The organism is Mesorhizobium sp. M0663 (assembly GCF_040320585.1).
GTDB lineage: Bacteria > Pseudomonadota > Alphaproteobacteria > Rhizobiales > Rhizobiaceae > Mesorhizobium.
The window spans coordinates 64745-77710 of sequence record NZ_JAMYPX010000025.1 but is presented as its reverse complement, the minus strand read 5'-3'; the positions used below and the strand labels follow the sequence as shown (position 1 = coordinate 77710).

12 protein-coding genes are annotated in these 12966 nt (G+C 61.2%); 3 read left to right on the top strand and 9 right to left on the bottom strand.

What is annotated here, in order from left to right; translation table 11 throughout:
• Positions 1–11: 11 nt before the first annotated feature.
• The 6 genes from NKI54_RS28835 to NKI54_RS28810 all read right to left on the bottom strand — a co-directional run bounded on the left by NKI54_RS28835 (position 12) and on the right by NKI54_RS28810 (position 6020).
• Positions 12–749: an SDR family oxidoreductase gene (locus NKI54_RS28835; RefSeq protein ID WP_352633964.1), complete on the bottom strand. Its 738-nt coding sequence runs from the start codon at positions 747–749 to the stop codon at positions 12–14.
• Entirely contained in the window at positions 746–1558 is an 813-nt protein-coding gene (locus tag NKI54_RS28830) for an HpcH/HpaI aldolase family protein (RefSeq protein ID WP_352633966.1), read from the bottom strand. The genes NKI54_RS28835 and NKI54_RS28830 overlap by 4 nt, the downstream gene beginning before the upstream one ends.
• Positions 1555–2442 (bottom strand): phosphoglycerate dehydrogenase, encoded by an 888-nt coding sequence (locus NKI54_RS28825; protein WP_352693018.1) that lies wholly within the window; start codon positions 2440–2442, stop codon positions 1555–1557. The genes NKI54_RS28830 and NKI54_RS28825 overlap by 4 nt, the downstream gene beginning before the upstream one ends.
• Positions 2443–2538: 96 nt before the next feature.
• Positions 2539–3642: a Gfo/Idh/MocA family protein gene (locus tag NKI54_RS28820; RefSeq protein WP_352633969.1), complete on the bottom strand. Its 1104-nt coding sequence runs from the start codon at positions 3640–3642 to the stop codon at positions 2539–2541.
• Positions 3643–3884: 242 nt separating this feature from the next.
• Positions 3885–4955, bottom strand: a complete 1071-nt coding sequence (locus tag NKI54_RS28815) for a LacI family DNA-binding transcriptional regulator (RefSeq protein ID WP_352633971.1) — start codon at positions 4953–4955, stop codon at positions 3885–3887.
• Between the two features lie 120 nt (positions 4956–5075).
• Positions 5076–6020, bottom strand: coding sequence for a Gfo/Idh/MocA family protein (locus tag NKI54_RS28810; RefSeq protein WP_352693016.1), 945 nt, complete (start codon positions 6018–6020; stop codon positions 5076–5078).
• 107 nt (positions 6021–6127) lie between these two features.
• Here NKI54_RS28810 and NKI54_RS28805 point away from each other — a divergent pair, with 107 nt between their 5' ends.
• Positions 6128–7024, top strand: coding sequence for a sugar ABC transporter substrate-binding protein (locus tag NKI54_RS28805; protein WP_352633975.1), 897 nt, complete (start codon positions 6128–6130; stop codon positions 7022–7024).
• 64 nt (positions 7025–7088) lie between these two features.
• Here the strand turns inward: NKI54_RS28805 and NKI54_RS28800 are convergent, their stop codons facing one another.
• Positions 7089–7958, bottom strand: a complete 870-nt coding sequence (locus NKI54_RS28800) for an SMP-30/gluconolactonase/LRE family protein (protein WP_352633977.1) — start codon at positions 7956–7958, stop codon at positions 7089–7091.
• A gap of 13 nt (positions 7959–7971) precedes the next feature.
• Positions 7972–9846, bottom strand: coding sequence for a 3D-(3,5/4)-trihydroxycyclohexane-1,2-dione acylhydrolase (decyclizing) (gene iolD, locus NKI54_RS28795; RefSeq protein WP_352633979.1), 1875 nt, complete (start codon positions 9844–9846; stop codon positions 7972–7974).
• Between the two features lie 131 nt (positions 9847–9977).
• Here iolD and NKI54_RS28790 point away from each other — a divergent pair, with 131 nt between their 5' ends.
• Together NKI54_RS28790 and NKI54_RS28785 are read left to right on the top strand one after the other, a co-directional pair.
• Positions 9978–10733 carry an SDR family NAD(P)-dependent oxidoreductase gene (locus NKI54_RS28790; RefSeq protein WP_352693013.1) on the top strand — a complete coding sequence of 252 codons (756 nt, stop codon included), beginning with the start codon at positions 9978–9980 and terminating at the stop codon, positions 10731–10733.
• A gap of 28 nt (positions 10734–10761) precedes the next feature.
• Positions 10762–11886: a Gfo/Idh/MocA family protein gene (locus NKI54_RS28785; RefSeq protein WP_352633983.1), complete on the top strand. Its 1125-nt coding sequence runs from the start codon at positions 10762–10764 to the stop codon at positions 11884–11886.
• 59 nt (positions 11887–11945) lie between these two features.
• On the opposite strand, the gene iolG is transcribed toward NKI54_RS28785, so the two are convergent.
• Positions 11946–12950 (bottom strand): inositol 2-dehydrogenase, encoded by a 1005-nt coding sequence (gene iolG / locus NKI54_RS28780; protein ID WP_352633985.1) that lies wholly within the window; start codon positions 12948–12950, stop codon positions 11946–11948.
• Positions 12951–12966: the final 16 nt, after the last annotated feature.

The following is a 12966-nucleotide window of genomic DNA, read 5'->3' as shown; positions in this document are numbered from 1 at the left end:
GAGCGCGGTTCCTAAAGCAGCGTCCGGCCACCATTCACTGCGAACTTCTGGCCAGTGATAAAACTTGCTTTCGGCGATGCCAGAAAGGCGACCATGTTGGCTATGTCCTCGGGGGTGCCAAAATGGCCAAGGGGCGTGCGGTCGAGGTACCAGTTGCGACTGGCCTCTGGTACTTCGGCATGGCGTTCTACCGGGATCCAGCCCGGCGCGACGAGGTTCACCGTAATTCCCTCCGGGGCGAGCTCATTGGCCCAGGAACGCGTCATCGACAGCATTGCTCCCTTTGCCGATGCATAGTTGCCGAAATTCGGGTTACCAAGCTCGGCGATCTCAGAGCCGATGTTGATGACCCGGCCGGACTTGCGGGCGCGCCAGTCCGGCAGCACAAGCTGGAGCAGTTCAAGCGGCGCCTTTACGAAGAACTCGAGCTGGTCGAGATACGTCCGCCATGACTGTTCCATCAGCGGCATTTCCGGCTGTGGTCCCGTGGCGTTGTTCACGATGAGATCGACCGGTCCGAGAGCGTCGCGTATCTGATCCAGACCGACACGCAGCTGGTCTTTGTCAACGACGCTGAACCGCGCTGCAAAAGCCTTGCCTCCATCCGCCTCGATCGTGCGCACCACCTGCGAGGCGCTTTTTTCGTCGCTGGCATAGTTGACCGCCACAGCCCAGCCATCTGCCGCCATGCTGCGGGCCATGACGGCACCCAGTCCACGCGATGCGCCGGTTATCAAAGCTACGTTCATGATGTGGGTTCCATCAAAGAAGTTTCAGTGTCTTGGCGGGTGGAAATGTCGAATGCGGATCGGAGAGATCGAGCCCCCTCCTGCAGAAAGGTCTGGTCGCTCGACAGCAGGAAGAGGCTGGACCCCAGTGCCAGCCAGCCAGGAAGTTCAGCAAGATCCGAGACGAACATGCCCGTGCGCATCCCGGCTTCGGCGGCCTTCCGGCAGATTTCATCGACCGCTTCCACCACCTGTGGATCTTTGGGAGAAGTAGCCCCCATCGAAATGGTGAGATCAACGCGGCCGATGAACAGACAGTCCAGGCGTTCGACGCGGATGACGTCAGACAGATTGTCGAGAGCTTCCCGGTCCTCGATCTGGGCGATTACGACTGTGTCCTCGGTCGACCGCTCCCGGTGTTCAGCCATCGGTTTGGTTGTGTAGCCTGCCGCACGCGTTGACCCTGCGTAGCCGCGGCCGCCAGGACCGAACAGGGCGCCCCGCACCAGCCGGTCAGCCTCTTCACCACTGCGGATGTGCGGCGCGACAACCCCCACGGCACCCAGATCAAGGCAGTTCAGCAGGCTGTCGGCCGATGCCGTGCCGGGACGGACAAGAACTGGCATACCAAGCGCACGGGCAGCGAAGATCGACCCGTCCAGGTCGCCACGATCGAACGGTGCGTGCTCGGCATCGAGACACAGGACATCCAGTGTCGAGCTCGAAAGGACTTCAACGACAGTGCGGCTGGGCGTCTTGATCCAGGTGCCGATGAGCGGCGCGCCAGAACGCAGTCGCGAGCGAAACGAAGGGGCAGGATGCGTGGTCATTGGCTCCCCCGGAGGAAGTCACGGTTGACGACGGTGTTGGGCATTCGTCCTGCAAGCACGTCAAGAACGGACTGTGTTGCCGACCCAGTCATGCGCGCTATGGACTCATGGCTGATGCCACCCATATGCGCTGCACAGACCAGATTGGGGACATCGCGAAGGGTATCGGCGCCCGGTGGCTCCGTTTCGAAAACGTCGAGACACGCGCCGCCCAGCCTTCCCTCCCGCAGAGCCTCGAAAAGCGCCTTTTGATCGACTACGGGGCCGCGGGATGTATTCACCAGAATGGCCGTGGGCTTCATCCGGGCAATTGCGCTGGCATCGATGAGGTGATTGGTCTCCGCGATGAGGGGAACATGGAGGCTGACGATATCTGAACGGCTCAGAAGCTCTTCGAAACTGGCAACCTTTTCGGCGTCGGCAAGTGCATCGACCTGAGCATCGAAAAAGCAGATGGTGACCCCAAAACCGGCAAGTCTGCGCGCCACTGCGCGCCCGATGGTACCTGCGCCAACAAGTCCAACGGTTTTGCCCGGCAGTTCGCCGGGCGTCAGTGGACCTACGCGCTCCCAGCGGCCGGCCTTGACCGAGTTGTCCTGCTGGGGAATCTTGCGTACGGCCGAAAGGATGAGCGCCAGCGTGTGGTCTGCCACGGTCTCGGCGTTCATGCCCGGGGTGATTGCGATCGCAATTCCCAATTCATCAGCCATGGCGCGATCGATCGAATCGAAGCCGACGCCGACGCGCGCAATTATCCGCAAATCTGGAAGCGCACGAAGGACGTCCGCCGTAAACGGATCGGTGCTGACGATCGCAGCGGCACAACCTGCCGCCAGATGCGTCAATTCGTCGGGCGTCCGGACGCCAAGCTTCGGCGCGAGCACCAGTTCATGGCCGGCATCCAGGAGGCGTCTGCCTGTGGTCGCGCCGTTGCGATCGAAGCCCGGCCAGCTGATGAAGATACGCACCAGATTACCCCTTCACTCGTCTACGCTTCGGTAGGAGATGTCGACGCGCTGACCGAGGCTGGCGGCCCTGATCGCTGCATCGATGATTTCGGAGCAGTAGTACCCATCGCGGAACGTTGCTCCGATCGGAGCAACCTCATGCAACCCAGCAATCGCACCCAGAATGTGAACGGCCTCATGGCTGAATGTGTCTACCCAACCAAGCGGATGGCCTGGCGGAAACCAGTTTGACTGGTAGGGATCAGCACTTCGCATGACCGGAATTGTCCGGAAGGCCTTGTCGCCTCCAGCAACACGCAGCTCATTGAGACGCTGCATCGAAAACGCTATCGACCCTTTTGAGCCGTCGACTTCGATCCTGCTTGTAACCAGATGACCGCCAGCGACCCGTGAGGCCTCGACGACGCCGAGCGCGCCGTTGTCATAGTCGAACAACGCTGCAAACTGGTCGTCCGTCTCGATCCGGGCGCCATCGCTTGCGGCGCCGACCTTTATTCGGGTAACGGCCTGCACGGTCGTTGGGTCAGCATTCATTAGGAAGCGTGAGAGATCAATGTGGTGCGCCCCGAGATCGCCGAGCGCTCCCGCACCTGCAGCCTGCCTGTCATCGCGCCAGCTTTTCTCGCGTTTTTCATCGAGAGACGAGGAGACAAGAAACTGCGACCGGTAGTGAAAGATTTCGCCGATCTCGCCGGACTGGATGATCTCACGTGCGAGCTGCAGCGCGGGAAAAAAGCGATAGTTGTAAGCACACATATGCTTAACGCCTGATTTGTGAGCTGCATCCCACATCGCAAAGGCGTCATCTGCAGTGGGGCCAAGCGGCTTCTCGCAAAACACGTGCTTGCCGGCTCGAGCTGCGGCGATTGTCGGCTCGACATGCAGCGCATTTGGACCTGAATTGTCGAACAGATGGATCCTGTCGTCGGCCACGATGTCGCGCCAGTCCGTGACACCCTGTTCCCATCCCAGCCGATTTCTGGCTGCTTCGAGTTTTTGCGCATCGCGGCCGTAGAGCGACACCAGCCTTGGGCGAGGCACGGCCTCCGGAGCGACGAGAGACACATCGCGGTAGCCAAGCGTATGTGACTTGCCCATGAAGGCGTAGCCGACCATGCCAATGCCAATTTCGTTCGATCCGGCCATTCCGAGGTCCCGTTTCTGCACTTTCGTCCGCTGCCAACCGATCCTGTCAAGCGTGTGACCTTAAAATATGAATAGCTATGCAAAGTCAAGCCGGAACCTGAAATGCATGCAGGATTTGCCGTTATCGGCGTGCCGGCTGCAATGAATTGGGCAGTTCACGAGGTCACGCCAGATAGAAACGAGTGTTTCGGCGGAACTGGCAGATGTCCGGGCTAGCGTGCGGTTGATTTTCGCTCGCAAAGCGTTCCGGGAACGAGGCGCAACTTGCCGCCGCCGGCAGTGCCCTCCTGCCAGCGTTGCTTGAGCGCGGCGATGGCTGCGTCAACCATTTCCGCTCCATTCTGGCGGACCGTGGTCAATGAATAGGACGGCCAGCTCGAAAATGTCGCATCGTCAAAGCCGGCAATCATGACGTCTTCGGGAATGCGCAGGCCGTACTCGACGCGGGCGCATTCCATTGCCCCAATGGCAGTCAGGTCGTTTGCGCAGAACACCGCGTCCGGCGGGCTCTCTCCCGCAAACAGGGTACGAGCGGCTTCATAGCCGCCCTCGTAGTGGAAATTGCCTTTTACGATCTCGACATGCTCGACGCCGAGCTCTTTCAGGCGCCCAACAAATCCCTGCTCGCGATCGGTATTGGCCAGCGTTTCGTTACCGGCGATGTAGGCGAATCGCGTTCCGCCCTTCTGGAACAGGAGATTTGCAATCAGCCTGCCGCCTTCGACATTGTCGCAGCAAACGGCAGAAACCCACTTGTTCTGCTGCCGGCCGTTGAGCAGGACGATGGGAATACGCATCTGTGCGCATTCGTCCGCGGCGTCTTTGGACATGATGGACAGCGCCGATATGATGCCGTCGACGCGATAGCGCATGATCAGGGGAATGGCGGCGTCGAAGTACTCGTTATGATCGACGAAGAACACCAGAACCTGGTAGCCCTGCGCCTGAAACTGGCGGGTGAACTGCTCGAAGATGTTGGCGTAGTAGGGATTGTACATTCCGCCAATGACGATGGCGATCAACTGCGAGCGATGCGTTACCAGGATGCGCGGAAGGATGCTTGGCTGGTAGCCAAGTTCACGCGCTGCCGCGATCACTTTTTCGCGCGTCTTCTTGCTGACGCTGGCTCCGGGGGTAAAGGCACGCGATACCGCCGACTGCGACACTCCGGCCAGACGTGCCACGTCGATCGAAGACGGCTGCTGCCTGCCGCGGCCATCCGGACCTCCAGCTGCGTCTAGCAACGTCGGCTGCTTGCTGCCGTTTTCACCGTCCTGCCGCACACCAGACTCCGCCCCTGAATTGCAATGCACAAGGCGGCAGGTTAGCGACAAAGAACGACATCGACAATGTCACGTTTGCAGTTCTGGATACAATGAGCGAGACGAAGACACGTCAAATTGTCATCGTGCGCCCTCCACCACCCGTTCCACCAGATCGAAGGCCCTCAGGCCATCCTCGAGGTTGCACAGGGGTTCGCCGCCGCATCGCAAAATATCCGCGAGATGGTCGACTTCGGCCTGGTAGGCATCGCAATAGCGCTCCTGGAAGCCGGCATCGCGACGGTCCAGAAATGTGCCTTGTGCCGAATCCTGGCGAACGCAGCTGATCCGGGGATCATCGCAAACGAGACGGCCGCCAGACCCGAAGACCTCAAGCCGCTGCTCGAAACCATGGACGGCCCTGCGGGTCGCCGAGATATGGCCCACGGGACCATCATCCCATTCCAGTTGCAGCGACGCGGTGTCGTGGTCCCCGATCTCGGCGAGGCCGGCATCGACGTTCCTGTCGAGGCGGGCGTGAACGCGGTCAGGCTGGCGTCCCACCAGCCAGAGGAGTTCGTCAAGATCATGAACCACCATATCAGCGATGATGCCGCCCTGATGCGCCGTGACGTTTCGATCCGGCAGTGAGACGTCGCGGCTCAGCTGCAGGATATGTTCGATCTTGCCGATGCCGCCGGCCGCTATCCGGTTGCGGACTTCACGCCGCATTGGATCGAAGCGCCTGTGAAATCCGAGTATAACCGGAAGGCCGGATCTGCTCACAAGGTCAATTGCCGCCTCGATGGAGCGGCGATCACGGGCGACGGGCTTTTCACACAGCGCAGGCAGACCGAGACTGACGGCCATCGCCAGATAGTTGACATGCGTGTCTGTCGGTGAAGCTATGACGATAGCGTCAGGCGCCACCGCCCCGGCGGCCTCGCCCAGCGTGGGAAAACAGGATACGCCCCAATCCGACGGCAGACTGCTCGGAGCAAGGGGGTCGACGAAGCCCGCAAGCGCCAGAGACGGGTTGCGGTGAACCGAGCGAGCATGGACGGCAGCTATTCTTCCTGTTCCCACAATGACGATCCGGTACTTGCGCATAGGTCACTTTTTGATTGATTTTCAAGGGGCAGGCATGTAGCACAGGGATAGATGAATAGCTATGCATTTGTGGGTTTGTCGAGATGCGACCTAAACGCCTGAAGTTCTACGCGATCACCCACGACATCCTCGGCGACGTGTTCTGGGATGTCTTTCGCAAGGGGCTTATGGACGCCGCGGAGCGCTATGATGTCGACGTCGAGCACCTGAGACCAGGGAAATTCTCGCCCGAAATCCAGGCGGGGCTTATCGAGGGAGCCATGCATGCGCAACCGGATGGCATCATCTCCACCATTCCTCGTGTGGAGACGGTCGACGCGCCGCTTCGAGCCGTCATCCAGCGTGGCATACCGGTCATAGCAATCAACGCCAGGGACCCACGGCCGCAAGGCGAGCGCATTCCCTATCTGTTTTACATTGGCGGCGACGATACCAACGCCGGACGCCTGGCTGGCAACTATCTGATCGGAAAACTCTCGCCGAAAAGCGGCATGTGCGTGGATCATTACCTGCACGACCACATCTGCCATTCCGATCGCTATCAGGGTTTCGAACAGGCTTTCGGGGCAAGGGGCTTGAGGTCAGACCGACTGCGTGTGCCTGGCGGCGATGCGCAAGCCTGTGCGCGGGCAGTTGCGGAATATCTGACTGAAAACACCGGCGTTGACGCCGTGCTCACACTCGGGCCTCCAGGAGCACAGGCGGTTATTGACGCCCGTAAACTGGTCCCCCACGCACGTCAGTGGGCCCACATGACGTTCGATGTTGCACAGCCGCAGATCGATGGCATCCGATCCGGCGACATTGTCGGCACGATCGACAGCCAGCAATATCTGCAGGGTTATCTGTCGGTGCAGCAGATGTGGCTGCATGTGGCGCAGGGCTTCACGATGGCTGACGACATCTACACGGGCCCGGCCATTGTCGACGCTTCCAATGTTGATGCCGCGGAAGACGGCGTGAGGCGGGGTATCCGCTGAACCGGCCTTCCGCAGATTCGCTCGAAATTGCCGGCGCACGTCCGATCCCATCGCACAGCTTCGGTCAGATCCGGCTGACCGGCTCGCGCAAACCGGTTGCCCCCGGCCTGAAGATGAACAGGTTGCCGGCCTCGATCTGGGCTCGTCTCTGTTCATCGTCGAGCAGCCGTTTGGCTGTTGTCACCGCGAGATGGTCGAGATCGGGCCCGCAGAACGCGCAGGATGTTACCTGCGTGGCTGGCAGGAGCAGCTCGTCTGCAAGCCGCCCCTGCCCCTGGTAGACGGCGATCCGCCCGCCGCCGAACTTGGCGTTCCAGATGTTGCCCTCCCTGTCGGCGACCGCGCCGTCCGGTATCGATGCCAGTGCGGTATCGTCGGCAAAAACCTGTCGTCCGGCAAGCTCTCCGCTGTACGGATCGAGATGGTAACGCCAGATCACCTTCATATGGCTGTCGGTAAAAATGACCTCGTCATCGGGAAGGAAGACCAGGGCGTTGGGAACGTGGATTCCAGAGAGCAACCGGCTGATCTGGCCGGCGGGCGAGACCCGGTAGAGGCTGCCTTCGGGCCGACGGCCCAGGGTCGACATCGACCCGATCCAGAAATTGCCTGCAGGGTCCGCCTTGCCTTCGTTCAGCCGGTTTGTCGACATGCCTATTTCAGGGTGCAGAAGGTACTCGTACTGCCCGCTGGCAGGACTGAAGCGGAAGAGCCCGGTCTGCGCCGCGACCAGGATTTCATCGGCGCCGAGCAGCGCCAGGCCACCGCCCAGTGCCGGCAGCGGCCAGGAGCGCGTAGCACGAGACAGCCAGTCAAGCTCGAAAAGGGTACAGCGCATGATATCCACCCAGTAGAGACGGTTCTGGCGGTGGTCCCACAACGGACACTCGCCAAGCTCCATCTGTAGCGGCAACACTTCGATCAGCTGGGACATCGGCTCGCTCCAGTCAGACCAGCGTCTTCTGCTTCGCGCGACCTGTCTCATAGCGCCTGCGCGCCTCGCGGACCCGTTCCAGGCCGGAAACTTCGGCGACACCGACCTCCCACCACAGGCCGGCCCCGATCGAACTGCCCCGTTTCTCGGCCTTCACCACGATCACGGCGGGACCGTCGACTGCCCTGGCCTGAGCGAGGGCTTCGGCAAGGCCGTCTGGATCGGAAGCGGAAAACACCGCGCAGCCCATCGATCGCGCGTTCGCCGCGTAGTCAACGTCGAGATAGTCGCCGTCGGGCTGGCGCCCCTCGGCCGAGCGGCGACGGAACTCGTTGCCGAAATTGTCTGCGCCGGTGCTGGCCTGCTGAAGCGCCCTGATGCACTGGAATCCCCAGTTCTCGATGACCACGGTGATCAGGCGGGCACCTTCCTGAACCGCTGTCACCAGTTCGGTCGGCCCCATCAGGTAGGTGCCATCTCCGATGACGACGAAGACGGTCCCCCTGTTTTCCCGTGCGATGGCAACACCCAGCCCGGCCGGTATTTCGTGACCCATGCACGAAAAGCCGAATTCGATGAAGCACTCGCTGCCGGCAGAATTGTCCCAGGCCTTCATGATCTCGCCCGGCGGCGTGCCGGCGGCGGCAATCACCACATCGCCCTTGACGGCCGCATGGTTGACCATGGCAATGATCGTTCCCTGCTTGAGGGGCGCTCCCTGCTCGTGCGAGATGGAAGCGCGATAGTCTTCCAGCCATGTATCGACTGCGCCACGAACCTCGTTTCGGAAGCTGTGGGATGTTGCGTAACCCCTGGCCTCCAGCGCCTCGCCAAGCGCTGCAAGGGCGAGTTTGGCATCAGCAACAACCGGCTCTGCACCGAGCTTGTAGGCATCCTGAGCGTTGACGTTGAGCGAGAGGTAGCGGGTCTCGCTGTTGAAATGCGACCGGGATGCCGTGGCAAAATCCGTGAGGCGCGTGCCTATTGCAATCACCAGATCGGCCTTTTCACCAACCCGCGCGGCTGCCCCCGTTCCCGTCGTGCCGCCGCCTCCCAGAAGCAGCGATGCACCCTGCGAAACGCCCTTGCCCGCGAAGGTCTCCATGACAGGGATGCCGAAGCGGTTGCAGAAGGCCACAAGCTCGGCTTCGGCCGCGGCATATCGGACTCCCCCGCCGGCAATGATCAGAGGTCGGCTGGACTGCGCGATCATATCGGCTGCACGTGCAATCTCGTCTGCATTCGGGCTTGCCCGGCGAATGCGCCATACCCGCCTGTCGAAAAAACCTGCCGGACAGGAAAATGCCTCGCCTTGAACATCCTGCGGAAGTGAGATGGTAACGGCGCCCGTATTCGCCTGGTCGACAAGGATGCGCATGGCCTCCGGCAACGCCGTCAGCAGCTGTTCGGGGCGCGAGATCCGGTCGAAGAAGCGGGACAGCGGCCGGAATGCATCGTTGACCGACAGATCGGCTTCGAGTGGATGTTCGAGAAGCTGAAGGACCGTCCCGGGCCTGCGGTGCGCGAAGATGTCTGAAGGGAGCAGCAGCACCGGAATCCGATTGATCGTAGCTGTCGCCGCCCCTGTGAGCATGTTGGTTGAGCCCGGACCGATCGAGGCGGAGCAAGCAAGCGTGGCGCGTCTGTTTTTTGCCTTGGCATAGCCCATGGCGGCGTGAACCATCGATTGCTCGTTCTTCGCCTGGTAGAAGGGCAGATCGTCGCCATACTCCTCGAGAGCCTCACCCATGCCGGCGACGTTGCCGTGCCCGAAGATCCCGAACATGCCGCCAATCAGACGTTCCTGCAGCCCGTCATAGTCTGAATATTGCGCCTTGAGGAAACGGACGACCGCCTGCGCAGCGGTAAGTGAGACTGTGTGAGCCATTTTCTGTGTTCCTGAATCTTGACTAGCTATGCATTTTGGGTTCTGAGTGAGGCTGTGCTGTCGCTCCGGCGAGCCATATGACCGCTTCTAAGGCAAAAAACGATGCAAGAGAAGATGAAAATTGAAATGCTATGCAAAGCGATTCCATGAAGCGCTTCGACGGCAAGGTCGTGATGGTCACCGGCGCATCGACAGGCATCGGGCTGGAGACCATACGCAGGATTCAGCGTGAGGGCGGCCAGGTAGCCGCTGCGCACAGGCGTGACCCCTCATCGGTAGATGTGGACGGCGCTTTTTCGGTCTACCTCGACGTCACATCATCCGAGGCGTGGGAGAAGGCTGTCGCCACAGTCGTCGAGCGGTTCGGCCATCTGGACGTTCTGGTGAACAACGCGGGGGCGCGAGCGAGTGGAGGCGTCGAGGAGACGAGTCTCGAACTCTGGCATGACATGATCGACACCAATCTGACGAGCGTCTTCCTTGGTTGCCGCGCAGCGGTTCCCCGGTTGAGAGCCGCAGGAGGTGGCGCCATCGTCAATGTCGGTTCGATCACCGGCATTCGCGGTACCGAGAACATGATCGCCTACAGCGCGTCGAAGAGCGGGATAACCACCCTGACGGCGTCGCTGGCGCTTGACCTGGCACGCGACAGGATCCGGGTAAACGCGGTCTGTCCGGCGGCCATCGGCACGCGCATGGTGACGTCCTGGCTGGGAGCGGCGCAGGATCCGGATGCGGCCACCCAGTTGGTCGTGTCGAAACATCCTATCGGCCGGGTCGGCAGGCCCGAGGAAGTGGCCTCGGTCGTCGCCTTCCTCGCAAGCGACGACGCGAGCTTCATGACCGGCCTCGCCATCCCCGTCGATGGCGGGCGCTCCATCCGATGAACTTCAGAACAGTTCCAGGAGATAGAACGTGAAAAGCTTGAAATTCGGCATTGTAGGATCCGGCTACATGGCCAAGACCCACAGCCTGGCACTGCGGAACATCGAAGGCTTCCTGTGGCCGAACATGCCGCGGATCGAGATGGTTCGCCTAGCCGACATCGACGCACGTCTTGCGGAGGAGAGTGCACGCCGGTGGGGGTGGGCAGAGGCAACGACAGACTGGAAGCAGATTACCCGCGCCGACGACATAGACGTCGTGGTCATCATTACGCCCAATGACAGCCATGAGGAGATCGCCAGCGACGCCTTCGCCAATGGAAAACATGTCTTCTGTGAAAAGCCACTGGCCAGCTCGGCTGCCTCGGCAAAACGGATGGCAGAGGCTGCCAGTCGGTCTGGCAAGGTCAACATGGTGAATTTCGTCTACCGCTGCTGGCCGGCGGTGCAATTTGCCAGGAAGCTGGTGGAGAGCGGCGAACTCGGTGAATTGCATCACTTCGAAGGACACTTCTTCCAGGACTATGCCAACGCCCCGGACCTACCCTACGCTTGGCGGTTCGACAGCGCCCGGGCAGGCGCCGGCGCTGGCGGTGATCTCGGATCCCACATTTCCGACATTGCGGTGGCGCTGGTGGGTCCCATTGCCCGCGTTGCGGCATCCTCGCGAACCTATTTTCCGCTGCGGGCTGAAGGAGCGGCCATGCGGAATGTCACTGTCGACGACATGATGACCACGCTGGTGGAATTCAGGTCGGGGGCAACAGGGTCGATTCATTCATGCTGGGCCGCAACCGGGCACAAGAGCGACCTCGCCTTCACGCTGATCGGCTCCAAGGGAGCGCTGTCGTTCAGTTGGGAGCGCAACAACGAAATCCATCTCTACACCGAGGCCGAGCAGAAGGATCGCAACGGCTTCCGCCGTATCATGATCGGCGGCATCCATCCCGAAGCCGAGCCTTTCTGGTACGCACAGGGACAGGGGCTGGGCTATGGCGAAGCATTCGTGATCACGGCCCGACGCCTTATTGAGGCAATCCAGAAGAACGACACTTCAGCTTCGCCGAGTTTTGCCGAAGCGGCCCATATCAACGCGGTCATAGAAGCGACCGTGAAAGCCGCCGCAACGCGGCAGTGGCAGGAGGTGGAGGGTTGATGGCCCTCGCCTCTCCTGGACGGTTCGGCGCGGCGCTTTCCAGGCAAAGGTCGTGGGGTTCAGGAGAGCTTAATCGCAAGGCCCGACCTCATGGACTCTTCAGCTGCCTCGGCAATCTCGAGCGCTCTCAGACCGTCTGCGGCACCAGGCGACATGGCGCCTCCTTCCTCCAGGCGGTTCACGAAATAGTCGAGCTCTCGCCGATAGGCGTCTGCGTAGCGTTCAAGAAAGAAGGGCTGCGGCTTGTCGGATGATCCGCCGTCGGCGTTCCAGGCAGTGACCGGGGTAGACAAAAGATTGCCGAGCTGGAGCATACCGCCCGCTCCATGAATCTCCGCGCGCTGATCATAGCCATAGGCAGATCGCCAGGAATTGTTGATCGAAACGAGCGTCCCCGAAGGCATCGTCAGCGTAACCATGACGGTGTCGACATGTCCGGCCGCGGCGATCCGCGGGTCCGTGCGCGCCGCACCGACGGCATAGACACTATCCGGTTCCTCGCCGGTCAGCCATCGCGCCATGTCAATGTCATGAATGGTGGTTTCGCGAAGGATGCCGCCTGAAGCCACGATGTAGTCGATCGGCGGCGGATCGGGATCGCGGCTGGTGAGCAGCACCAGTTCCGGGGCTCCTGCCTTGCCCTCGCGCAGTCGCGAGGCCAGCGACGCGAAGCCCGGGTCGAAGCGTCGGTTGAACGCCAGCAGGAACGGTGTGCCCGCCGCCTCGACCGCGGCAACCAGCGAACGAACGGTGTCGAGATCACGCGCCAGTGGCTTCTCGCAGAAGACGGCCTTGCCGCGAGCCAACGCCTGGTCAATCAATTCGGAGTGCGTAGAGGCGGCGCTGGCAATGACGATAGCGTCGACGGCAGGATCGTCGAACACGTCGGTTGCCGAGCGCACGCGCGACTGAAATGTTTCCGCGAGGGCGCGGGCACCTTCGATATTCGGATCAACGATTGCGGCGAGCACCGCACGAGGATGCGTGGCAATGTTGGCGGCGTGAATCGAGCCCATCCGTCCGGCGCCGAAAAGTGCCAGTTGCAGCCGCTTAGGTCCTGGCATGTGTTCCCCTTGTTTC